Source organism: Kitasatospora phosalacinea, assembly GCF_000716545.1.
Lineage (GTDB): Bacteria > Actinomycetota > Actinomycetes > Streptomycetales > Streptomycetaceae > Kitasatospora > Kitasatospora phosalacinea.
The window spans coordinates 39,271-62,288 of record NZ_JNWZ01000041.1; the positions used below are offsets into that span (position 1 = coordinate 39,271).

The 23,018-nt window shown below is 75.6% G+C and carries 21 protein-coding genes; 8 read left to right on the forward strand and 13 right to left on the reverse strand.

Annotated features, from left to right (window positions below):
• Nucleotides 1-22 precede the first annotated feature (22 nt).
• Entirely contained in the window at nt 23-583 is a 561-nt protein-coding gene (locus OO48_RS21045; RefSeq protein ID WP_033218624.1) for a quercetin 2,3-dioxygenase, read from the forward strand.
• Nucleotides 584-709: 126 nt separating this feature from the next.
• Nucleotides 710-1,645, forward strand: a complete 936-nt coding sequence (locus OO48_RS21050) for an alpha/beta hydrolase (protein WP_033218592.1) — start codon at nt 710-712, stop codon at nt 1,643-1,645.
• Nucleotides 1,646-1,724: 79 nt separating this feature from the next.
• Here the strand turns inward: OO48_RS21050 and OO48_RS21055 are convergent, their stop codons facing one another.
• From OO48_RS21055 to OO48_RS21095, 9 genes are all read right to left on the reverse strand, one after another.
• Nucleotides 1,725-2,936, reverse strand: a complete 1,212-nt coding sequence (locus tag OO48_RS21055; protein ID WP_033218593.1) for a type III PLP-dependent enzyme — start codon at nt 2,934-2,936, stop codon at nt 1,725-1,727.
• Nucleotides 2,933-4,675: an IucA/IucC family protein gene (locus OO48_RS21060; protein WP_051732381.1), complete on the reverse strand. Its 1,743-nt coding sequence runs from the start codon at nt 4,673-4,675 to the stop codon at nt 2,933-2,935. The genes OO48_RS21055 and OO48_RS21060 overlap by 4 nt, the downstream gene beginning before the upstream one ends.
• Nucleotides 4,672-5,871 carry an MFS transporter gene (locus OO48_RS21065; RefSeq protein WP_081952267.1) on the reverse strand — a complete coding sequence of 400 codons (1,200 nt, stop codon included), beginning with the start codon at nt 5,869-5,871 and terminating at the stop codon, nt 4,672-4,674. The genes OO48_RS21060 and OO48_RS21065 overlap by 4 nt, the downstream gene beginning before the upstream one ends.
• Nucleotides 5,868-7,538, reverse strand: coding sequence for an IucA/IucC family protein (locus OO48_RS21070; RefSeq protein ID WP_063830714.1), 1,671 nt, complete (start codon nt 7,536-7,538; stop codon nt 5,868-5,870). Before OO48_RS21070 ends, OO48_RS21065 begins: the two co-directional genes overlap by 4 nt.
• Complete coding sequence (locus tag OO48_RS21075; RefSeq protein ID WP_033218594.1) at nt 7,535-8,731, reverse strand: ATP-grasp domain-containing protein; 1,197 nt, start codon at nt 8,729-8,731, stop codon at nt 7,535-7,537. Before OO48_RS21075 ends, OO48_RS21070 begins: the two co-directional genes overlap by 4 nt.
• Before the next feature lie 35 nt (nt 8,732-8,766).
• Nucleotides 8,767-9,765, reverse strand: a complete 999-nt coding sequence (locus OO48_RS21080; protein WP_033218595.1) for an ABC transporter substrate-binding protein — start codon at nt 9,763-9,765, stop codon at nt 8,767-8,769.
• A 118-nt stretch (nt 9,766-9,883) separates the two neighbouring features.
• Nucleotides 9,884-10,687 (reverse strand): ABC transporter ATP-binding protein, encoded by an 804-nt coding sequence (locus OO48_RS21085; protein WP_033218597.1) that lies wholly within the window; start codon nt 10,685-10,687, stop codon nt 9,884-9,886.
• On the reverse strand, nt 10,684-11,757 hold the full coding sequence (locus OO48_RS21090; RefSeq protein ID WP_033218599.1) for a FecCD family ABC transporter permease: 1,074 nt from the start codon (nt 11,755-11,757) through the stop codon (nt 10,684-10,686). The genes OO48_RS21085 and OO48_RS21090 overlap by 4 nt, the downstream gene beginning before the upstream one ends.
• Nucleotides 11,754-12,770, reverse strand: coding sequence for a FecCD family ABC transporter permease (locus OO48_RS21095; protein ID WP_033218601.1), 1,017 nt, complete (start codon nt 12,768-12,770; stop codon nt 11,754-11,756). Before OO48_RS21095 ends, OO48_RS21090 begins: the two co-directional genes overlap by 4 nt.
• Before the next feature lie 114 nt (nt 12,771-12,884).
• Here OO48_RS21095 and OO48_RS21100 point away from each other — a divergent pair, with 114 nt between their 5' ends.
• From OO48_RS21100 to OO48_RS21115, 4 genes are all read left to right on the forward strand, one after another.
• A complete protein-coding gene (locus OO48_RS21100) occupies nt 12,885-13,610 on the forward strand; it encodes a (2Fe-2S)-binding protein (protein ID WP_033218603.1) in 726 nt (241 codons plus the stop codon).
• A 280-nt stretch (nt 13,611-13,890) separates the two neighbouring features.
• On the forward strand, nt 13,891-14,250 hold the full coding sequence (locus OO48_RS35275; RefSeq protein WP_051732382.1) for a CBS domain-containing protein: 360 nt from the start codon (nt 13,891-13,893) through the stop codon (nt 14,248-14,250).
• Between the two features lie 119 nt (nt 14,251-14,369).
• Nucleotides 14,370-15,260 carry an SDR family NAD(P)-dependent oxidoreductase gene (locus OO48_RS21110; RefSeq protein ID WP_033218605.1) on the forward strand — a complete coding sequence of 297 codons (891 nt, stop codon included), beginning with the start codon at nt 14,370-14,372 and terminating at the stop codon, nt 15,258-15,260.
• 104 nt (nt 15,261-15,364) lie between these two features.
• Nucleotides 15,365-15,943 (forward strand): TetR/AcrR family transcriptional regulator, encoded by a 579-nt coding sequence (locus tag OO48_RS21115; RefSeq protein WP_033218607.1) that lies wholly within the window; start codon nt 15,365-15,367, stop codon nt 15,941-15,943.
• Here OO48_RS21115 and OO48_RS37525 read toward each other — a convergent pair.
• Both OO48_RS37525 and dacB read right to left on the reverse strand, forming a co-directional pair.
• A complete protein-coding gene (locus tag OO48_RS37525; RefSeq protein WP_106970375.1) occupies nt 15,940-16,278 on the reverse strand; it encodes a transposase in 339 nt (112 codons plus the stop codon). The two genes, OO48_RS21115 and OO48_RS37525, sit on opposite strands and share 4 nt — an antisense overlap.
• A gap of 180 nt (nt 16,279-16,458) precedes the next feature.
• The gene (dacB, locus tag OO48_RS21120) at nt 16,459-18,066 is read right to left on the reverse strand and encodes a D-alanyl-D-alanine carboxypeptidase/D-alanyl-D-alanine endopeptidase (RefSeq protein ID WP_051732383.1); all 1,608 of its coding nucleotides are present in this window, start codon (nt 18,064-18,066) and stop codon (nt 16,459-16,461) included.
• Nucleotides 18,067-18,417: 351 nt separating this feature from the next.
• Here dacB and mscL point away from each other — a divergent pair, with 351 nt between their 5' ends.
• Both mscL and OO48_RS38445 read left to right on the forward strand, forming a co-directional pair.
• Nucleotides 18,418-18,837, forward strand: a complete 420-nt coding sequence (gene mscL, locus OO48_RS38965; protein WP_033218611.1) for a large conductance mechanosensitive channel protein MscL — start codon at nt 18,418-18,420, stop codon at nt 18,835-18,837.
• Nucleotides 18,834-20,081, forward strand: a complete 1,248-nt coding sequence (locus OO48_RS38445) for an FUSC family protein (protein ID WP_167346464.1) — start codon at nt 18,834-18,836, stop codon at nt 20,079-20,081. Before mscL ends, OO48_RS38445 begins: the two co-directional genes overlap by 4 nt.
• A gap of 64 nt (nt 20,082-20,145) precedes the next feature.
• Here the strand turns inward: OO48_RS38445 and OO48_RS21135 are convergent, their stop codons facing one another.
• Complete coding sequence (locus OO48_RS21135; protein WP_033218613.1) at nt 20,146-20,811, reverse strand: fasciclin domain-containing protein; 666 nt, start codon at nt 20,809-20,811, stop codon at nt 20,146-20,148.
• Between the two features lie 61 nt (nt 20,812-20,872).
• Complete coding sequence (locus OO48_RS21140) at nt 20,873-22,507, reverse strand: molybdopterin-dependent oxidoreductase (protein WP_033218615.1); 1,635 nt, start codon at nt 22,505-22,507, stop codon at nt 20,873-20,875.
• Nucleotides 22,508-23,018 lie beyond the last annotated feature (511 nt).

Genomic DNA, 23,018 nt, shown 5'->3' on the forward strand with positions numbered 1-23,018 from the left:
TCACCGGCAAGAAGGGGTCATGATGACCATCCAGTTCTCCACCCGCCACCGCGAGCGCTCCCACATCCCGCCGGGAGCGGGAAAGCCGTACTTCATCGAGAAGGGCATGGGGGACCGCGCCCAGCTGTTCACGGACGTCTTCACCATCTACGCCGGGGGCGAGCAGACCGAGAACACCTTCAACTTCTTCACCTGCGAAGGGCCGAAGGGCGACGTGATCCCGGCGCACTCGCACGCGGACACCTACGAGGTCTTCTTCGTCACGGACGGCGCGGTCCGCCTGTTCGTGGAGGACGCCGAGGGCGAGCAGCGCGACCAGCTGCTCACCAGCGGGGACTTCGGGTTCGTACCGAAGAACTGCCCGCACGCCTACCGCATCGAGCGCCACCACAGCAGGATCGTCGGCGTGGCGGCCGGCCCCGGCGGCACCTTCGAGCGGTTCTTCGAGAACCTGGGGACGCCCACCGACGCGATCGGACTGCCGGCCGCCCCCTTCGTGCCCGAGCCGCACAAGTTCGGCACCGTGCCGCAGCAGTACGACGTGACCTTCCTGCCCGACCACCGGTGGCGCTCCCTCGGATGAGCGGCGCCGCGCGGCCGTTTTTCTTCATCCGCACCCGCCCGTCCGCGCCCGTCCGCGCCCGTCCGGCGCCACCCGCCTCTTCTCTCGTCCAGTGAACCCCGCCCAGCGAACAGGGAAGGACCGACCATGCCGGAGAGCCGCCCCGCGCCCTTTCCGTTCCACCTGCTGTCGCCGCCCGACCCGGCCGCGCTCCCGCTGCCCCGTCCGGTCCGGCCGGCGGAGGGCGTCCGGCTGCTGCGCGACGCGGTCTACCGGGTGCCGGAGGGCGGGCGCCCCCTGACGGTGGACCTGTGGCTGCCCGAGACCGCCGCCGCGCAGCCCGTCCCCGTCGTCGTGTTCGTGCACGGCGGGGGCTGGCGGGCGGGCCGCAAGGACGATCCGGGGCCGAGGTTCCGGGACTGGGAGCCGGGACCCTTCGCCCGGCTGGCGCAGCAGGGCTTCGGCGTGGCCTGCCCGCAGTACCGCCTCAGCGGCGAGGCCCGCTACCCCGCGCAGAGCGACGACCTCGCCGCGGCGCTCGCCTGGCTCCACGCCCGCGCCGGCGAACTGGGCCTGGACACCGCCAGGACCGTGCTGTGGGGCGAGTCCGCGGGAGGGCACCTCGCGGCCCTCGCCGCGCTGTCGTCGCCCGCGCCCGGGGCGAGCGCCACGATCACGGGCTGCGTGACCTGGTACGCCCCGACCGACCTGCCGAACCTCGGCGAGGACCTCCCCGGGGAGGGCCGCCACCACGCCGACGACCCCTGCTCGCGCGAGGCGCTCCTGCTCGGCGGCCCTCCCGGCCGCGAGCGGGAGGCCGCGCGCGCCGCCAGCCCGGTCTCGCACGCGGGCCCCGGCGCGCCGCCGTTCCTGCTGCTGCACGGAACGGACGACGCCCTGGTGCCCGCCCGCCAGTCCGTCCGCCTCGCGGAGGCCCTGCGGGAGCACGGACACCAGCCGGAGCTGCGCCTGATCGCGGGCGGCAACCACCTCTGGGTGGGCCTGGACGACGAGGAGGTCCGGGACTGCTACCTCCGCACGCTCGACTTCGCCCGCCGGTGCACCCGGGCCCGCGGCGACTGAACCGGCCGCCTGCCACCGGCACCCCGCGTGCGCGCGCCCGCACCTCCGGCGCCCCCGGCCCCACGGCCGGCCGGGGGCGTCAGGGAGCCCGCGCCGGGTGGTCGGGCGTCTCGTCGGGGAGGTAGTGGAACGCCGGGCGGGGGTGCATCAGGAACTCGTGGTGCGAGATGTTCCAGGCGTAGGCGCCGGCCATCGCGAACAGCAGGCGGTCGCCGGCGCGCAGGGCCGCCACGGGGGTGCGGGCGGCGAGGACGTCCTTGGGGGTGCAGAGTTGGCCGGAGACGGTGACGGGGACGTCGGTCACGCCGGGGCGCGGCCAGGGGTGCGGCCAGTGGTCCACGGGCAGGACGGTGAAGGGCTGCGAGTGCCCCCGGGTGGCGGGGGTGCGCAGGTGGTGGGTGCCGCCGCGGACGACCGCGAAGTCCTCGCCGTGGCTGTGCTTCACGTCCAGGACCTCGGTGGCGTACCAGCCGCAGTGGGCGGTCAGGGCGCGGCCCGGTTCGATGCGCAGCCTCAGGGACGGGTGGCGGGCGAGCAGGTCGGCCAGGCCCCGGCCGAAGGCGGGCCAGTCGAACCGGGCGTCGGGGTCGTCGTAGTCGACGGCCATGCCGCCGCCGACGTTCACCTCGTCGAGGGCCAGGCGGTGGCGGACGGCGAGGGCGGCCGACCAGGTGACGATCCGTTCGGCGACGCGCAGGTGCTCGACGGCGGACAGGCCGCTGGCCAGGTGGGCGTGGATGCCGCGCAGCCGCAGGTGGGCGAAGCCGGGGGAGGCGAGCAGGGACAGGCAGCGCTCGACCCGCTCGGGGTCCAGGCCGAACGGGGTGGGGCGGCCGCCCATCGCGAGGGCGACGCCGTCCAGGGCGCCGCCGCCGACCGGGAGGTTGACCCGCAGCAGCACGTCCACCGGGCGGGCGGCGGTCGCGGCGGCCGCGGCCAGCGCGTGCAGTTCGCGTTCGCTCTCCACGTGCCACCGGTGGACGGCGGGCAGCCGGAGCGCGGCGGCGATCTCCTCCGGGGACTTGCCCGGGCCGCCGAACGCCAGCGGCGCGTCCGGCACGGCGGCGTGCACGTGCGCCAACTCGCCGCCGGAGGAGACCTCGTAGCCGTCCACCAGGCCGTGCAACGCGGCCAGGACCGGGACTTCCGGGTTGGCCTTGGCGGCGTAGTACAGCTCGACCCGCCCGGGCAGCGCGGCCCGGACCCGCCGGACGTGCGCCCGCAGCGCCGCCAGGTCGTAGAGGTAGGCCGGAAGTTCGCTCAGCCCGGCGGCCGTCGTCTGGACGTTCACGGGCGCTCCTGCACGGAGGGGGAGGGGGCGGGGGAGACGGGGGCGCAGGCCGCGGCCGGGATCGACAGCGGCGAGGCCAGCGGGACGTAGCCCGCCTCGCGGTCCGGGCGGCGGCTCCACCGGGTGAGCAGGTTGGCCTTCGCGGGCAGCGGGACGCCGGCGAGCAGCGCGGCCAGCCGGGGCGGGCAGCCGTGCGCGGCGGCGTACTCCGCCAGCACGGCCCGGACGTCCGCCCACAGGGCGGCCTCCAGGTGGGGGTGCCGGTCGGCGAGGGCGGCGAGCAGCTCGGCGAGGTGGTTGACGACCAGGCAGTACACGACGCGGTCCCAGCCGCGCTGTGCGTCGTACGTCATCGGGCCGGCGGTTCCGGCGGGCAGCGCGGCGAGGGCGTCGGCGTGGTGCTCGGGCAGCAGCTTGGTGCCCTCCAGGTCGCGGAAGAGCACCTGGGCGGGCCGGCCCCGGCCGTCCACGCAGATCAGCACGTTCTGCAGGTGCGGTTCGAGGACGACCCCGTGGTCGAAGTACGCGGCGAGCACCGGCGGGACGACCAGCCGCAGGTAGGCGGCCCACCAGTCGCGGGCGGCCGCGGCGTCCAGCCCGGCGGGCAGCGCGCCGATCTGGGCCGAGCTGGTCGGGTACTCGTCGGCGACGGCCCCGGCCAGCAGCGGGGTCAGGCCGGGGCGGACGACTCCGTCCAGGCCCTCGCGCACGATCAGCCCGAACCCCTCGTACAGGGCGAGGTCCGGCGTGCCGTCCGGGCCGGGCAGCGCCAGCGTGCGGAACGCGGGCTCGCGCAGCACCGCGGTGCCGGGGAAGCGGCGGGCCAGGTCGGCGAGGGGCTCGGCGAGCAGCCGGGTGAGGGTGACGGCGCCGGTCAGCTCGTACGCGGAGTTCTTGCGCAGGCAGTTGGTGATCCGCACGTTCAGGCTGAACTTCAGGAACGCGCCCTCGCCGTAGAGGGTGCGCACCGAGGCGGTGGCCGCGTACGGGGCGCCGCCCTCGCCGAGGTCGAGCACGTCGCCGCGGGCCAGGGCGGCGGTGAACAGCGAGTGGTCGGCCAGCAGCCGGTACTGCCAGGGGTGGGCGGGCAGCAGGGTGTAGCCGTCCGGCACCGGGCGCAGCGCGTCCAGGCGGGCGAGCGCGGCCGGGTCGGCGGTGTCCTGCGCGACGTACCCGGTGCGCACGGCGAGGTGCCGCAGGCGGAACGCGGCGCGGGCCTCGGGGGCGTAGTCGGACCAGGAACCGCGTTGCGCGGAGCGGGACTTGGGCGCCGGGTGGAAGCGGTGGCCGAAGAGCAACGCCTGCTCCGACTCCAGGTACCGGTCGCCGCCGGGGGCCGGGCGCCCGGCGAGCGCGGCGGCCACCACCCGGTGGCTGGAGGCGACCTGGTCGAGGAACTCCTCGTTGGCGACACCGGTGCGCAGGGCCAGTTCGGCGCGGACGTGCTCGGCCAGCTCGCGCCAGCCCAACTCCCGCCAGCCGCCAGGGACCTGCTCGCCGACCGGGCCGGTGAAGCGGTGCGCGCCGAGCAGCGAGGTGCGGCGCAGCGCGACCCGCAGCAGCACCCCGCGACGCGGCAGGCGCAGCAGCAGGGTGCCGTCCGCGACGGCGGTCTGGTGCTCGGGCCCGGAGACCTCGCGCAGCAGGCAGTTGAGCAGGGTGTGGGCGACGGCGTCGTCGGCGGCGGGCAGGGCGTCCGGGCCCGCCGACGTCGGCCGGCGGTCGGTCTTCGTGGTCATCGGGGGCTCCAGCGGGTCAGGAGGACGAGGGCGGCGGCGAGGGCGGCCGCGGCGGTGCCGGCGAGCACGGGGGCGGTCGGGCCGAAGGCGCCGTTGACGACGGCGGCCACCGCGCCCGCGGCGACCGCGCCGCCCTTGGAGACCAGCTCCAGGGTGCCGAACATCCGCCCCGGGGCCCGCCCTTCGGCGGCGGCCGCGGCGAGCACGGACAGGCAGACCAGGCCGAGCGTCAGGCCGGCGCCCAGGACCGTCCGGGCGAGGACGAGGGCGGGCAGCGTGTGGGCGGCGCCGTGCCCGGCGAGGCCGAGGCCGACCAGCGCGAAGGAGGCGAACAGGCCGCTGCGCGGCCGCTGGTGGAACAGGTGGTGCACCCGGCCCGCGGTGAGCAGGTACACCAGGTGCGGCAGCGCGAACAGCACGCCCGCCACGGTGCCGGAGACGCCGGGCAGCCGCTGCTCGACCAGTGCGACCAGGTAGGGGAAGGAGACGATGGTGGCGAAGACGAACGCGAACTCGAAGGCGTAGAGCAGGCGCAGCAGCCGCGCCGGCGCCGGACCTGTCCGCTCGCCGGACGCTTCGGCGCGGGCCGGCTGCTCCGGCTCGGGCAGGAAGGCCAGCAGCACGGCCGCCGCCAGCGGCAGTACGGCCATCAGCAGGTACTGCCGGTGCGGCGGGAGCCACGGCGAGAGCGCGCCGACCAGGATCGGGGCGGCCACCAGCGAGGCACGGGCGCTGCCCTGCATCAGGGTGAGCGCCCGGGACAGGTCGGGACCGCGCAGCGCCGCCCCAAGGTAGCCGTTGGTGGCGGCGAACGTGCCGCCGAGGAAGCCCTGCAGGACGAGGGCGGCGGTGAAGGCGGGCAGCGAGTCGGCGGCGCCCGCCAGCAGGAAGGAGACGGTGAGCCCCAGTTGCGCGCGCAGCAGCAGCCGTTTGCGGCCGAACCGGTCCGCGAGCCGCCCCCACAGGGGCGCGCCGAGGGCACTGAACACGGTCGGCACGACGTACAGCAGGCCGGCCCAGTGCCCGTCGCGGTCGCCCAGGGCGGGCAGGATCTCGGTCAGGTACGGCGGCAGGCCGAGCGCCGCGAACGAGGCGACGAAGTAGCAGGCGGCCACGCCGTGGACCTGGCGGCGGTCCAGGCCGCCGCCGGGCCGCTCGACGGCGCGGGCGCCGCGTTCCAGTGCGCCGGTGCTCACGGCCGCCCCGCAGCGCGCAGGTAGTTGGGGCCGTCGGTGTAGTGCTTGTTGACGTCGGCGGCGCCCGAGCGCTCCTTGGTCAGCAGGGTGCCGGCGGTGACCATCGCCTTGACCGGCAGCCGCCGGGCCTCCAGCAGGTCGGCGCGCAGCGGGTCGCCGGCCGGCCCGAGCCGGTCGACGGCCGAGCCGAGCGTCTCGCGCAGCAGGCCGAGGGTCCGCTCCAGCGGGGCGCGGCCGTGCTCGGCCAGGCCGAAGGCGAGCGCGGCGGTGCACAGGTGGCCGGTGATGGTGGTGAACAGGTCGGTCAGCGGCCGGTCCCGGTCGCCGAAGATCCGCTCGTCGTCGAACAGCCTGCGGTAGGGGGCGAGTTCACCGAGCCGGGCGAGGTTGACCCGGGGGCCGTCGTTGTCCTTGTACAGCAGCCGCAGCCTGGTCCGGCCGCCCTCGTCGTCCAGCACCAGCGAGGTGTTCTGCTGGTGCGACTCCAGCGCGATGCCGTACCCGAACAGGGTGGTCTGCCAGTCGACCAGCAACCCGGTGAGCTCCCGGTACAGCTCCAGGGCCGAGCCCGCGTAGAAGCGGTCCGCGAGGTGGTCGACCACCAGGCGCCCGCCGGGTGCGACGGCCAGCAGCGCCGCCAGCGGGACGGTGACCGCGTCGTCGAGCCCGGCGGGCTGGCGCCGGACCAGGACGGCGAGCAGTTCCTCGCCGGCGGCCTGCGCGTGGCCCTGCTCGTCGGCGTGCAGGATCCGCCCGGCGAACCGGGGTTCGCGGTCCAGGACGGCCTGGAACAGCAGTTGCCCGGCGGCCCCGTCGGCGAGGGTGCCGGGTTTGATGGTGCGCCGGTTGCGCTGGCCCAGGGTGGCGGTGGCCAGCGGCAGTTTGAGGTGGACCGAAGGGTCCCGGGAGACCGCGACGGTGCGCATCGACAGGGTCGGCACCACCTCCAGGTACGGCTCCTCGGCCAGCACCGCGCCGGGCAGGTCCGGGAGCCGGTCGGCGGCCAGCGGGTGCACCGGGACGGTCAGGTAGGCGCCGTCCACGCCGAAGCGGCGGGCGCTCGGCCACCAGTGGGGGAGCGGCTCGGTTCCCCGCACGTCCAGTTCGCCGGCCGGCACGGCCAGCCAGCGCAGCTCGAACGACGGATGGAACTCCGGCGCATACGACCGGAGTTGATGCTCCATCAGGCCGGAGCGGCCGCGTGCGGTGGGGTACACCGGGTGGTCGAGGTAGGCGGCGAGGGTGTCGAAGGCGAGCGAGGCGGCCGGGCCGGTCCAGCGGGCCGGGTCCGGGCCGTGCGCCGCGGCGAGCCGGTCGTGCACCCCGTCGCGGACCGCCTCGTGCAGCTCCATGGTGGCCAGGGTCTGGCGGCACTCCTCGGCGAAGGCCAGGTGCCCCGGCCGGTCCGGCGGATCGGCCTCCTCGGCCAACCGGGCCAGGATCGCCGGGAGTCCGGTCAGCGGCGCGCCGTCCGCCTCCAGCAGCGGCAGCCGGGCGGCGTACTCGCACTGGAAGCCGTCGGGCGCCACCGGCAGGGCGAAGGCGCCGCTGCGCAGCCACGGCCCGTCGGCGCGCTGTTCGAGGGCCGCGCCGCCGCGCAGGCCGAGCACGTCCTCGCGCAGCAGCGCGCTCAGCACCCGCAGCGTCAACTGCTCCGCGGGGCTCACGGGGTGATCTCCCAGCGGTTGGCCGCGAGGAACTCGGCGACGGCGGCGTCCACCCGCTGCTGGCTCGGACCGACGGCCCAGACCACGCCCAGGTAGTCGCGGTTGGTGCGGTGCAGCGGGTGGTGCTCGCCGATCCGGCGCACCGGCCGGTAGGAGAGCTCCACGCCGTCGTGCTCGGCGTCGTACGGGCCGGGGGCGGCGGTGAGGGTGCCGGCCCGGTCGGCGAGGACCGCCTCGTTGCGGGCCCGCCGGTCGGCGCGCGGGCCGAGGTCGGCGGGCAGCCGCTCGCCGAGGTGGGCGCGCAGCACCAGTTCGAAGAACGGGACGCCGAGGATGCGTTCCAGCATCAGGTCGCACTGGTCGCCGATGGCGCGGTAGTTGACCTCGATGATCCGGGCCCGGCCGTCCGGCTGGACGACGAACTCGGTGTGGCAGGCGCCGAGCCCGACGCCGAGCGCGTCGAGCTGGGCGAGCACCTGCGCGGTGACGTCGGCCGGGTGGGCCGGGACGAAGGTCAGGACCTCCTCGACGAAGTCCGGCGGCGGGGAGAGCCGGGTGCGGAACCCGCCGAGGACGTGCCGGGCGTGCCCGTCGCCCAGGGTCTCCAGGGTGTGCAGCTCGCCCGCCAGGAACTCCTCGACGACCAGCACCGCCCCCGGCCGCCGCGCGCGGACCTCCGCGCAGCGGCGGGCGAGTTCGGCCGCGTCGGCGACCAGCGAGACGTCCTCGCTGGCCACGCCCTCGCGCGGCTTGACCACGCACGGGAAGGGCACGTCCAGTTCCGCCGGGTCGGCGCCGGGCGGCAGTTCGGCGGAGCGGACGGTGTCCAGGCCGGCCAGTGCCAGGTGGCGGCGCGACTGGCCCTTGTCCTTGGCGCGCAGCGCCGCCCGCCAGTCCTTGCCGGGCAGCCCGAAGTACTCGGCGGCCAGCGCGGTCTGGGTCTGCAGGTGGTCGCTGTTGCTGAACACCGCGTCCGGGGCGCCGAGTTGCGAGACGGTACTGATCACCGAGCGGAAGTCCCGGACGTCGCACTCGACCAGGCGCGGTCTGAACTCCCGTCGGGCGTAGGCCCGGCGGTGGTCCTCGACGCTGTCGGTGAGGATGGTGACGTCGAGTCCGAGCCGGGCCGCGGCGGGCAGGAAGCCGTCGGTCACCGAGTCGGTCGGGTTCAGGGCGAGCAGGTGGAGCCGCAAGGCGATCAGTCCCGTTCGAGTAGGGGGGCGGGTGGTTACTTGGGCGCGTCGACGCCGGCGGCCTCGGCGATGTCACCGAGCATCTGGTCGGCGGCCTGGACGCCGATGCCGGACATCCAGGTCTCGTCCGGCACGGTGAAGACCTTGCCGTTCTTCACGGCGTTCAGGCCCTGCCAGACGGCGGTCTGCTGGACCTCGGCCTGCTTGGTCTTGGACGGGTCGTCGGAGGTGGTGACGAACACCAGGTCGGCATCGGCCTGGTTGATCAGCTCCGGGCTGACCTCCAGCATCGACTTGTCGACGTCCGGCGCCTTGATCGCGCGGGCCAGGCCGACGTCCTTGAGCACCACGCCGCTGAACGAGGCGTTCTGGTACAGGCGGGTCGGGCCGGCCACGAAGCGGACCACCGAGACGGTCGGGGCGGTGCCGTCGTACTTGGCCTTGATCTCCTCGCCGAGCTTGGCGGCGCGGGCCTCGTAGTCGCTCAGCGCCTTCGCGGCCTCGGTCTCCTTGCCGAGGGCCTGCGCGTACAGCTTGAGGTTGGCCTTCCACGGCTCGCCGGTAGTCTCGGCCATCACGGTCGGGGCGATCGCGTTGAGCTTGTCGTACACCTTCTCGTGGCGGACCTTCGAGGTGAGGATCAGGTCCGGCTTGAGCGAGGCGATCAGTTCGAGGTTCGGCTCGTTCATCGGGCCGACGTCCTTGGTGCCGTCGATCTTGCCCTTGAGGTACGCGGGGAAGCCGCCCTCGGTCTTCAGGTGCGGGGCGACCGCGCCGACGGGGGTGATGCCGAGCAGCGTGACGTCGTCCAGTTCGCCCGAGTCCAGCACCACGACGCGCTTGGGCCGGGCCTTGATCTCGGCGGTGCCCATCGTGTGCTTGACGCTGCGCGGGAAGGCGGCGGCGCTGTCGCCGGCCGCGCTGCCCGCGGCGGCGGGCCCGGCGTCCGTGGAGCCCTCGCTGCCGCAGGCGGCCAGCAGGGTGGTGGACAGGACGGCGGCGAGCACGGTGGCGGAGATCTTGCGGTTGATCATGTTTCGGTCCTTGCGGGAGGTGTCGTGCGGGCAGGGTCCATCGCCGGTGGAGCGCGCGGGCGCCACCGGAAGCTCGGGGAGCGGGGAAGCGAGGAGGGAAGGGGGAGGGCGGGTCCGGTCAGCGGCGGGCCAGCGGCACGACCAGCGGGGTGCCGGTCTCGGGATCGGGGACGATCCGGCACGGCACCTGGAAGACCCGCTCGACCAGTTCGGCGGTCAGCACCTCGCCGGGCGGCCCGGCCGCGGCCAGCTCGCCGCCGTCGAGGACCACCAGGTGGTCGGCGTAGCGGGCGGCCTGGCCGAGGTCGTGCAGCACCATGACCACCGTCCGTCCGGCGTCCCGGTGCAGGTCGGTGACCAGGTCGAGGACGTCCAGCTGGTGGCGCAGGTCGAGGAAGGTGGTCGGCTCGTCCAGCAGCAGCAGGTCGGTGTCCTGGGCCAGGGCGAGCGCGATCCAGGCGCGCTGCCGCTGGCCGCCGGAGAGCTGGTCGACCGGGCGGTCGCGCAGCGCGTCGGTGCCGGTGCGGCGCAGCGCCTCCTCCACCGCGGCCTGGTCGGCCGCCGACCACGGGGTGAGCATCCGCTGGTGCGGGTAGCGGCCGAGCCGGACCAGCGCCTCCACGGTGACCGCCTCCGGGGTGACCGGCTGCTGCGGCAGCAGGCCCATCCGGCGGGCCAGCGCCCGGGCCGGCATCCGGTGGATGTCGGCGCCGTCCAGGGTGACGGTGCCGGCCGCCGGGTCCAGCAGCCGGACCAGGCCGCGCAGCAGGGTGGACTTGCCGCAGGCGTTCGGCCCGACGATCGCGGTGACGGCGCCGCCGGGCAGCTCCAGGTCCAGCTCCCGGACGACCGTGCGGTCGCCGTAGCGCAGTTGGAGGCCGTGCGCGGCCAGCCGATCGGTGGAGAGCGCGGTCTTGGTCATCGGGAGCTCCTCTGCGGCGGTCGGCCCTGGCGGATCATCAGCACCAGCAGCCACGGGGCGCCGAGCGTCGCGGTGACGGCGCCGACCGGCAGGCCGTGCACCGGCAGCACGTGCAGGACGAGGTGGTCGGCGGCGGTCAGCAGCAGCGCGCCGGTCAGCGCGGTCAGCGCCAGCGACGCCGGCGTCGGCGGGCCCGCCAGCAGCCGCACCAGGTGCGGCACGGCGAGGGCCACGAACCCGACCGGCCCGGCCAGCGCGGCGGCCAGCGAGGCCAGCACCACGGCGAGCAGCAGCAGCCCCAGCCGGGTGCGGTGCGGGTCGACGCCCAGGCCGCCGGCCGAGTCGTCGCCCAGGTCGAGCACCGCGACCCGGCGGTTCGTCAGGAACACCGCGGCCACCACGGCGGCGATCGCCCCGCCGGCGCCCCACAGTTCGGGCCAGGTGCGGCCGTACAGCGAACCGGTGGTCCACTGCAGCGCCTGCCCGGCCAGTTCGGCGGGGAAGCGGACGATCATCAGGTTGACGGCCGCGGCCAGGCCCGCCTGCACGGCCAGGCCCACCAGCACCAGCCGGGTCACCGCCATCCGCGAACGCCAGGCGAACGCGCCGAGCAGCGCGGCCGCCAGCAGCCCGCCGCCGAGCGCCGCCAGCGGCGTCAGCGCCTGCGAGGCGCCGGTGGCCAGCAGCAGCACCGCGCCGAACGAGGCGCCGCCGGTCACCCCGATCACGTCCGGCGACGCCAGCGGGTTGCGGAACAGCCGCTGCAGCAGCGACCCCGCCACCGCGAGACCGGCACCCGCGACCAGCGCCGACAGCACCCGGGGCGCCCGGAACTCCCGCACCACCAGGACATCGCCCTCCGCGCCGAACCCGAACAGCGCGCGCAGCGCGTCCGGCAGCGCGATCGCCACCTGACCGGTCGACAGCGCCACCCCGGTCATCAGCACCAGCAGGACGGCGGCCGCCGCGATCAGCACCAGGGTCCGCCGCCGGGCCCGGCCCAGCGCACCGGGCTCCGCCCCGGCCGCGGCGGTGCCGGGACGGGCGGGGGCCAGGGTGTCCGGGCTCATCGCGCCGCCGCCTTCCGGGCCAGCACCGCGAGCAGCGGCGCGCCGAGGAACGCGGTGACGATCCCGACCTCGATCTCGGACGGCCGCACCACCAGCCGGCCCAGCACGTCGGCCAGCAGCAGCAGGACCGGTCCGGCGACCAGGCAGCCGGGCACCAGCAGCCGGTGGTCGTTGCCCAGCAGCGGGCGCACCAGGTGCGGCGCCGCCAGGCCGATGAACGCCACCGGTCCGGCCACCGCGACCGAACCGGCCGCCAGCAGCACCACCGCCAGGCCGCCCGCCACCCGGATCCGCGCCACCGGCACGCCGAGCGCCTGCGCGGTCTCGTCGCCGAGCGCCAGCGCGTTCAGCGCGGGGGCGATCAGCAGGGCCAGCACGGCGCCGACCGCGAGCAGCGGCAGCACCTGGTACAGCCCGTCCAGGCTCCGCCCGCCGATCGAACCGGCCAGCCAGAACCGGGCCTCGTCCAGCGTCCGCCGGCTCGCCAGCATCAGCGCCGACGTCCAGGACGCCAGCACCGCCGACAGGACGGTGCCGCCGAGGGCGAGGCGCACCGGGTCCAGGTCGCCCGAGCGCCGGGCCATGCCGTACACCAGCAGGGCGGCGCCGGCCGCGCCGGCGACGGCGAACCAGACGAACTGCAACGGGTGCGACAGGCCCAGTGCGAAGATCGCGGTCACCACGGCGAAGCCCGCTCCGGCGTTGATGCCCAGGGTGGTCGGCGAGGCCAGCGGATTGCGCGTCACGCCCTGGGCGACCGCCCCGGCCGCGCCGAGCGCCGCGCCGACGGCGATCCCGATGACGGTCCGCGGCACCCGCAGGCCGACCACCACGTCCGCATCGGCGCCGTGCTCCGTGCCCGACAGGGCGTCAATCACCGTGGGGAGCGGGATCGATCGCGATCCGAGGGCGAGGCTGAGGGCCGCGCACAGCGCGAGCGCCCCGAGGCCGGCGGCGAGCAGCAGGGCGTGCCGCGCCGCCGCGGGCCGGGGCGCCGGAGGTGCGGCGGACACGGATGGTCGGGTTCTGAGCACGGAACGAGATTTTGGTTAGGCTAACCTAAATAAGTCAAGTCCTGGTGGGAGGCGCGGACAGCGCCGACCGCCGCGCGTCCGGAGGAAACACCCGTGCTCGACCTGCCCGCCCCGCCCGCGCCGACGGTCGACCGGCTCGTCCTGACCTACCGTCAACTCATGGGCGAGTGCCCGGGATTGACGGTCCGGCTGGTCGACGGCGCACCGGCGGACGGCGGGAGGTGGGTGCCCGTCGACCGGCTCGCTCCCGCCGTCGGGGAACTCGTCGAGAACGAGGCCGCCCGCATCCGGGACCGCCACGGCCGCGCACCCCGCCCGCACGTCGCCGCCTCCCGGCTGCTGCACCACTACCTGTGGACCAGCTCCCTGCTGATCAGCGGCGTCTGGTACCTGGAGCGGCGGGTCCCGGCCCTTCCCGCCGACCGCCTCTGGATCGACGCCGCGACCGGGGAGTTCGGGCTCCGGCCCGGCGACTGGGCCCCCGGCGACGAAGCCGTCCTGCGCGACGCCGTCGCCGCCCACGTCGGCCCCGTCCTCGCCGCCTTCCAGCCCTTCGTCCGCCGCGGCCCCCGCGCCCTGTGGGGCATGGCCACCGACGACCTGCTCTCCGGCATCTGGTACCTCGGCCGCATGCTCGGCGAGGAGGACCGCGCCGTCGCCACCGCCGCCGCGCTCCTGCCCGCCGACGCCCGGCCGTGGACCGGGCCCGCGAACTTCCGCCGCGAACACGGCGGTTGGACCCGCACCCGGCAGGGCTGCTGCCTCTACTACGCCGTCGACCCGGCCAACCCCTGCGCCACCTGCCCGCGCCGGGCCTGAAGCACCCGCCCTCGACCAGTCCTCCTGCCGGGCCGGGCCTTCCGCCGGGCCGGGCCTCCCGCCGGGCCGGGCCTCCCGCGGGCCGGCCGGGATGCTCCGGCGGGGCCATGCGCGGAGTAGGGTCGGAGGTGTCCAGGGCATTTCGCATCCCGGTACCGTTCCGGCTTCGTCCTGGGTGGACCGGACGGCCCGCAGGGCGTGTCCGGGGACGGGAACGGTGGATGCCGTGACCCCGAACTCTCCGCGACCGGCGGGCCCCCGCCTCACGGTCGCCGATGCCATGGATGCCTGCGACTACCAGATCGCCGACGACCGCACCGCCGAACAGGCCGACGACGTGCTGCGCGGCGCCCACGTCGACTACCTGCCGGTGCGCGGCCACGACGGCCGCTGCGAGGGGCTGGTCACCCGGGCCGGCCTGCGCCCCTTCCTCCGGCTCTCCGGTTCCGCCGAGCGGGCCGTCAGCGACACCGCCCACCAGCGGGGCCCGTTCGCCTGGCCGGCCCTGGGCCTGGTGCTGGCCATCCGGGTCATGGGCATCATGCGTTGGACCGTCTGGCCCGTCACCGACGACGACGGCTACCTCGTCGGCGTCCTCACCGCGAACCGCGCCGCCGGCGTCGCCGCCACGCCCGCCTGATCCCGGGAGTCCGGGCCGCACCCCCCGACCCGTCCGGACGAAAAACGGATAGTCCATCCGAATGTGCTAGCGTCCAGCATCAAGCGGATGACCTATCCGGATTTCGGGTGGAGGAACACATGGGGAAGACAGCAGTGGTCACGGCCGGGACGGCCGGCATCGGACTGGAGACGGCGGTGGGGCTGGCGGCCGCCGGGTACGCGGTCACCGTGGTCGGCCGCGACCCCGACCGGGGCGCGCGAGCCGTCGAGCGGATCGGTGCGGCGAACCCGGCGCACCCCGGCCGGTTCCTCGCCGCCGACCTCGGCTCGCTCGACGAAGTGCGCGCGCTGGCCCGCCGGATCGCCTCCGAGCACGACGCCTCCGGAGAGCCGCTGGCTGTGCTGGTCAACAACGTCGGGGCGATGTTCCCCCGGCGCGCGGACCTGGACGGCATCGAGGCGTCGTTCGTCGTCAACCACCTCTCGCCGTACCTGCTGACGGAGTTGCTGCTGCCCACGCTGACCGCCGGCGCCCCGAGCCGGATCGTGAACGTCACCTCGGGCGCAGTCGGAGTCGCCAAGCGCACGTTCGACGCCGTCGAGCCGCGCGGCGGCTACTACGGCTTCCACTGGTACGGCCGCGCCAAGCTCGCCAACCTCGCCTACACGCTCGACCTGGCCGCGCGCCTGGACGGCACCGGCGTCTCGGTCTTCGCGGCCGACCCCGGAGGCGCCGCGACCGACATGACGAAGGGCACCATGACCGACCCGAAGATCGTCTCGCCGGGCCTGCGGCTGCTGTGGCCGCTGGTGCGCCGCAAGTTCGAACGCTCGACCTCCGGCCCGGCGGCCACCGCCGCCAAGCCCTCGATCACCGCCGCCACCGACGAGACCCTGACCGGCCGGACCGGCGTCCTCATCGGCGCCGACGCCCGCCCCGCGGCGCCGCCGCGCGCGGCGGCCGACCCCCGCCTCGTCGAAGCCGTGCGCCGGCTCAGCGAACGGCACGCGCCCCTGTCGGCGGCCTGACCGCCCGACCGCCTGACAGGCCGGACGGCGCGGACGGTGCGGACGGCGTGAACAGCGCGGACGGCGCGGACCATCCGGATGGGCCATCCGGTTAGCATGTCCGCATGACGACGCCCCTGCGCAAGGACGCGGCCCGCAACTGGGACCGGATCGTCTCCGTCGCCCGCACCCTGGTCGACCGGGGCGATCCCCTCCAGCTCAACGACGTCGCCCGCCGCGCCGGCGTGGGGGTCGGCACCGTCTACCGGCACTTCGCCACCCCCGAAGCCCTGTTGGAGACGGTCGCCGCCCCCTGCCTGGAGGGCCTGGCCGCGCACGGCGAACGGGCACTGGCCGACCCCGACCCCCGGCGCGCGCTCGAAGGCTTCCTGCTCCGCACCGTCGAGGCGCAGGTCACCGACGCCTCCCTGGCCCCCGTCACCGCCGCGGCCACCGACGCACTGCCGCGCACCACCGAACTCAAGCACTCCCTCCGGTCGACCGGCACCCGGCTCCTCGACCGGGCCCGCGACGCCGGAGCCGTCCAACCCGACCTCGACGCCGCCGACCTCGTCCCGCTCATGTGCGGCATCGCCCACGCCGTCGACGTCCACGGCGGCACCCCCACCGACCGCGTCGACACCGCCCGCCGCTACCTCGCCACCTTCCTGACCGGCCTGTGCACCGCCCCGCCGCCCGCCTAGGTGTGTTGTTCGGGCAGGTGGGGGCGGATGGCGCGGGAGGAGTAGGCGTTGTCGGCGAGGACGGCGTCCGGCGTCGTCCGTGGGCGGCCGATCGGACGGGGCGCTCGGATCCGTGCCATGACCCGCTCGAACGCGGGCGCGTCACCGGCCTGGCCGGGCGTGAGGACGAACGCCAGCGGCCTGCAGTGCCCGTCGGAAGGCAGATGGATCTCGGTGGTCAGTCCGCCGCGGGAGCGTCCGAGGGCGGGGTCGTGCGGCTCGCCGGCCGGGGCCCCTTTTGACGGGCCCGGCGGCGTGCCGATGCGCGCGAACGATCGTGGAGTCGACCGCGACAACCCGGTCGAGGTCGCCGGCGGCGTCGGCCCGGGCCGGCAATGCGGTGAAGCCCCTCTCCCACGTGCCGTCGGCGGCCCGCATCCGCAAGCGGTCGTGGGCGCCCTTCCACGATCCGAAGTCGGACCGGCACGACCGCGCGGGCGGTCGGGGAGAGTCCGACCGCCCGCGGCGTGGTGGGGTCAGGCGTGGTGGCCGTCGCGGTGTTCCGCGCACGCCTCCTGCTGGAGGACGACGGCGATCTGGTCGACGTCGTCGTTGACGTCGAAGAACCCCTGGATGTCGGGGGCCGCCGCGCCGTTGACGCCGACGAAGAAGGTGAAGAGGTGGCCGTCCTCCGCCTCCAGGTAGCCCGCGTAGGTCTGCGCGTTCACGGCGAGCTGCTGGTTCAGCTCGTCGAAGCCGATGATGGTGCCGGGCTTCGCGAAGACCTTGCCCTTGGCCGGGCAGTCGTCACTGGTGCAGTAGAGCGCGCCGGTGCCGGAGACGCCCAGGATCGGCAGCGAGGTGCGGAAGGCGTCCGCGTCGGGGGTGCGCAGCCAGTACGCGAGCAGCTGGTTGAGCCCGGCGGGGGTGACGCGGTCGACGGGCACGTCGCCGCGGCCGTCCGCCATCTGGAACTGCGTCGGGTCGAGCTGCGCCGTGTTGGCGAGGAAGTCGCGGATGACGGGGAAGCCGTCGAAGCAGTTCGTGCTGCCGTGCAGGGTGGCGATGTTGCACAGGGCCAGGTTGGCGCCGAGGTTGTGACTGACGTTCAGGATCAGCTTGGCGTAGTCGCGGTACGGCGGTGAGACGTAGGCGGCCACCTGCGGGTCGCCGTCGTAGTCGGCGGGCAGCGCGCCGTCCGGGTTGGGCCCGGTCGGCGGGGCGGTGACGGTGACCCCGGCGCGGCCGAGGGCCTCGATCAGGGCGGTGCGCCCGAACGCGTTGGGGTCCTTCACCTGGGAGATCTTCAGGGCGGGCGCGGAGTCCGCGGCGATCGTCCCGGTGAGCGAGATACCGGTGCCGTCGGGGGACGTGGAGACCTGGATGTCGGTGGTGCCGCCGGCCTCCACCGTCCGGACGTCGGAGGTGACCTGGTACGGCGCGACCTGCGGGCGCCAGGTCAGCTGGGCGGCCTGGCCGGGGGAGGTCGGGGTGCTCAGCAGGTCGATGACGTTGTCGTTGACGATCAGGGGCGTCGGCTGGGGGCTGATCGGCGGGGGCGTGAACAGACGGGCGTCGATGACGACGTCGCCGTCGACCCTGGTGATGCCCGCGTCCCGGACCTGGCGGGCGATCTGGTCCAGGCCGGCGAGCGGGTCCTCCGGGGTGAGGGTCGCGCCCGGGATGTCGTTGGCGTAGGTGTGGTCGATGGGGGTGAAGTCGACCGACCCGTCCGGCTCGGTCCGGCCGCCCATGGTGAGGTCGCCCTGCGCGACGAGCGCCAGGTTCCCGGTGAGGGTCGAGCCGTCGAGCCGGCCGATCGCGTGCACCGGCGTGGTGAAGCGGCGGTCCGGGCCGAGGGCGTGCCAGGCGCCGGAGATGGTGATCACCTTGACGGTCGACCCCGGCATGAAGAACTGGTCGGGGTACTGGGAGTGGACGACCCGCCCGTTCGCGGGGTCGACCTCCAGCAGGCCCCACTGCGCGTTCCGGTACGCGGGCTTGCTCATGATCGCGGTGATCTCGGGCGGGAGGCCGCCGTCGGCGTTCCTCGGAGGCGCGGCGGCAGCCGTACCGGCCACGACCGCGAGTGCGGCGCCGACGGTGGCCCAGGTCCGCAGCCGACCACGGATTCTTGATCGCATATACCCAGCCGTTTCTGGAATCGGGAAGACCCGCTGTGCGGGCACTCACGGCGCATCCTGGTGCACCGGGTCCGACAACGGCGGCTGCTGAGCGGTGTGCTGACGGCGTGGGAGGCAAAAACCATTCACTCGGTCGAAGGCGGGGCGCCGCGGGGCCTGGCCCGCCGTCCGAACCGCCGTCGGCGCCCCGCCCCGACCGGCCGCGCTCCGGGCCGCGCTCCGGGCCCGCGCGGGGCCCCGGGCATGCGGGCCGGTGGAGCGGGCAGAAGGCCGCCGGGTGTGCCGGCCGCTGTGCCGTGGCGCTCCGGGCCGGCCCGCACGGGCGGAGACGAACGGGAAGGATGAGCGTCAGTGAAGGGTTTCCGTGGCTTCGTCCTACGGGGCAACGTGGTCGACCTGGCGGTGGGCGTGGTGATCGGAGCGGCGTTCTCGGGCGTCGTCACCGCCCTGGTCCGCGCCTTCCTCACCCCGATGGTCGGCCTCGCCACCGGCGCGGTGGGCGACTTCAGCCGCCGGACCGTCACCGTCCACCACGTGGAGTTCCCGTACGGCGGGTTCATCGACGCCGCGATCACCCTCGTCCTCACCGCGCTGGTGCTCTACTTCCTGGTCGTGCTGCCGTTCAACAAGCTGCACGAGCGCTTCGCCCCGCACCAGGACGTCCAGGCCCCCAAGCGGGACTGCCCCGAGTGCCTGTCCGCGATCCCCGCCCGGGCGAGCCGGTGCGCGTTCTGCACCGCCGAACTCGTCCGGACACCCGACCTCCCGTGAGCGCTCCCGGCGTGACGGCCGCGTGGCGGACGAAGGCGGCGGACGGGTGGCGGGCCGTCGGACAGGCGCTGCGCCACCCGGTGCGCACGGCCCGCTCGCACCGCGAGGGGGTCGTGCAGACGGCCAGGGTCGCGGTGGCCTGCGCGCTGGCCTGGGAGGCCGCGGTCCTGCTGCTGGGCGAGGACGAACAGCCCGTGCTGGCGCCCCTGGCGGCGCTGCTGACCGTCCAGCTCACGGTGTTCCGGACGCTGGCGCAGGGACTGCGGCAGCTCGGCGGCGTCATGCTCGGGGCGCTGGCCGCCCTCGGCCTGCTGCGCCTGGCCGGGGCGAACTTCGCCAGCATCGGCCTCGCCGTCGGCGTCTGCCTGGGCCTGGGGAAGCTGCTGCGGCTGGGTCCGCAGGCCACCGAGGTGCCCGTCACCGTCCTGCTCGTGCTCAGCACCGGCGCGCCGTACGCCCCTGTCCGCATCTGGGACACCCTGGTCGGCGTCGCCTCCGGCGTCCTGGTCAACCTGCTCGCGGCGCCCCCCACTTACGTCGGCCACGCCGCGTACCAGTCCGCGAAGGTCGCCCGCCGCCTCGCCGACCTCGCCCGCGACACCGCCGCCGGGCTGCGCGACGGCTGGGACGAGCACACCTCCGACGGCTGGCTGCGCCGGGTCGAGGCGGTCGCCCGCGAACTCGACCGGGCGCGGGCGACGGCCGGCCAAGCCGAGGAGGGGATCCGCCTCAACCCCCGGCGGCTGCGGCAGGAGACCGATCCGGCGGTCGCGCTGGGGCCGCTGGACGAAGGGCTCACCTGCCTCGGCCACATCTGCGACCAGCTCGGCTCGGTGCTCCGGGGCCTCGACGACCTGGCCCGCGGCGAGCGCCAGTTCCCCCGCGAGGCCGGGGCCCGCACCGACGCCTGCGGGCGGGTGCGGCCGCTCGGCGACGTCCTGGAGGCCATCGGCGACGCGCTCGACGTCTTCGCCCGCATCCAGCGCGACCACGTCCGCGAGCCCGAGCACACCGACGACCTGACGGCCGCCCTGGAGCGCGGCCGCGACCACCACGCCGCGGCCGCCGAGACGCTCTGCCGCGCCGACCACGGCCCCGCCGTCTGGTCCCTGCACGGTTCGGTCATGGACGAGACCCGGCAGATCCTCCACGAACTCGACCCCCGCCACGGCCCCCACCCCGCTGCCCTGCACCCCGAACCGCTCCGGCTCGCGGCCCCGCGCCGGAGCCTGCCCGGCGGCTGACCCCGCAGGAGGCCGGGGGCCCCTCCCGGTGCGCCGGGAGGGGCCCCGTGGGTCCGGCGGATCGTCAGGAGGCGGGCAGCAGGACGGTGTCGACGATGTGGACGGTGGCGTTGGCGGTCTGGACGTTGCCGCACAGGACCTTGGAGTTGCCGTTGACGGTGAAGTCGGGCTGGGCGCCGGTGACGGTGAGGTCGCCGCCCTCCAGGGTCTTGTGGGTGCCGGCCAGGGCGTCGGGGGCGAGGCGCTCCGGGGTGACGTGGTAGGTGAGGACCTTGGTGAGCTTGGCCTTGTCGGCGAGCAGCGCGTCCAGGTCGGCCTTGGGGATCTTGGCGAAGGCGTCGTTGGTCGGCGCGAACACCGTGATGTCCTGGGCGGAGTTGAGGGTGTCGACCAGTCCGGCCTGCTTGACGGCGGCCACCAGGGTGGACAGCAGCGGGTTGTTGGAGGCGGCGGTGGCGACCGGGTCCGTGGCCATGCCGGTGAACGACCCGGCGCCGTCCTTGGGCACGGCGGCACAGGCGGCGCCGAAGGGCTGGCCGGCCGTCGCCGCGGTGGGGGCGGCGCCGCCGGACATCGCGGCGGAGGCGGTGGAGGCCGAGGCGGAGCCGGCGGCGGAGGCGGAGGAGGAACTGGAACCGCCGCTGCTGCTGCACGCGCCCAGGGTCAGGGCCAGGGCGCCGGCGGCGAGCAGGGCGGTGAAGGTGCGGCGGTCGCGGGTGGTGACGGACATGGTGGATCGCTCCTCTGAGGAAGGGTGAAGTGGTGCGGTGGAACGGGTGGTCGACGAAAGGTCAGGTGACGGTGACGACGGTGCTGTGCCAGCCCGTCGCCCCGGCGGGGAAGGGCGCGGCGCGCCGCTCGGGCTGCACGGCGCCGGTGGCGTCGGTGGCGCGCACCTCGATCCGGTGGGTGCCGGGCGGCGCGCCGGACCAGCGGTAGGACCACTGGCGCCACAGGTCGGGCCCGGCGTCGGCGGCCAACTCGGCCTGCAGCCAAGGGCCTTCGTCGATCCGCAACTCGACGGCGGCGACGCCCCGGTGGGTGGCCCAGGCCGTCCCGGCGACGTCCACGTCCCCCGCCGGGACTCTGGCGAACGGCGCGGGCACCTCGATCCGGGAGGCGGTGCGGACGGCGCCGGTGCGGTCCCAGCCGCGCCGCACCCAGTACGGGTCGAAGGCGGCGAAGGCGGTGACCTCCAACTCCACCAGCCACTTGGTGGCGGAGGTGTAGCCGTAGAAGCCGGGAACGACGGTGCGGCACGGGAAACCGTGCGCGAGCGGCAGCGCCTCGCCGTCCATGCCCACCGCGAGCAGCGCCCGGCGCCCGTCCAGCACGGACTCCAGCGGCGTGCCGATGGTCATGCCGTCCTTCGAGCGCCCCACCAGCTGGTCGGCCCCGGCGCGGACCCCGGCGCGGCGCAGCAGCGCGGGCAGCGCCGCGCCGAGCCAGCGGGTGGTGCCGACGTACGGGCCGCCGACCTCGTTGGAGACGCAGGACAGGGTGTGGTCCAACTCCTCCAACGGCTCGCGCAGCAGCTCGTCGAAGGTGATCGACTGCGGGCGGTCGACCAGGCCGTGGATGCGCAGCGTCCAGTCGCGCGGGTCGACCCGGGGGATCGTCAGCGCGGTGTCGACCCGGTAGAAGTCGGCGTTCGGCGTGGTGAACGGCGACAGGCCGGGGACGTTCGGGTGCGCGGCGGCGGGTAGCGGCGGCGGCGGGGCGGCGGGCGCGGGGAGGCGGACGGCGTCGCGGGCGGCGGTGACGTCGTAGCGGCGGTCCGTCAGGGCGCGCCCGCCCACCCCGGCGAGCGTGCCCGCCGCGAAGGTCGCGACGGTGGCGGCCAGCACGGTCCGACGGTTCGCCGACCCGGCTCGCTGCGGAGGGACTTCGGGCAGACCGCGCTCGGGGCCGTCCGCCGCCGGCCGGGGCGCGGCGGGCGTGCTCCCCGCCCGGCGCCACAGCCGGGCCAGGAGCAGGACGGCCGCGGCACCGACCAGGCCCGCGAGGAGCGACGGCGCGCAGTCGGCGGCGGCCGCGCCGGGACGGGACAGCGCCGCCCGGGCACCGAGGGCGCCGAAGGCCCCGAACACCGCCGCGCCGACGGCCGGACGGCGCACCGCGAGCAGACCGGCCAGCGCGGCGAGCAGGGCCGTCGTCAGGTGGATGCCGCCCAGCAGCACGGCCTTGTCGTGGGTGCCGAAGGTGCGGACGGCGTACTCCTTGAGCGGCGTCGGCGTCAGGTCCACCGCCGCCGACCCGACCGCGACCACCGGCGCGGTCGGCACCCCCGTCGCGTACGCGGCGAGCTCGCCCGCGCCCAGCGCCGCCACCGCGGACGCCAGGCCGATCGCGGCCGCACCGGCGGCGCGCAGGACGCGGGCGCGGCGGCCGGACGGCGCGGCGGGGGGAGTCGGTTCGTGGGTCACATCTGCGGTTCGGGGCACCGGCGGGGCCGGATTGGTCGAAGCCGCGGCCTCCTCCGATCGGGTGAAACCGGCGACGGGGCCCGCCCAGTGCGGAGCCCCTGCTCGCTCCGATAGGAACCGAGGTGCCAGAGCTCGATGCTGTCGAGCCGGGCGGAGCCGCCCTCGGCGAACAGTTGGACGCCCTGGCTGCCGGGATCGGTCAAGACCTGATCGGGGGTGCCCCGGACCGGTCCGGGGCCGGACGCGGTGCCGGTGGGGACGCGCGCATGCGAGCTCCTTCGCAGAGCTTGGGCGGGGTGGGGGGCGCTCGCGGGCACGGCCGGGTGCGGCGGCTTCGGGGCATGGCTGTGCCGGGGCGGGGCGGCGCGGCGGCGGGTGCCGGGGGTGAGCGGGTCGTTGGTGGTGCGCGGTGGTGGTGTGCGGTGCGGTGGTGGTGTGGAACTAGCGGGTGGTGGGTGGGAGTTCGCCGGAGCCGCGGGGGATGAGGCGGGTGGGGATGGTGACGGTGCGG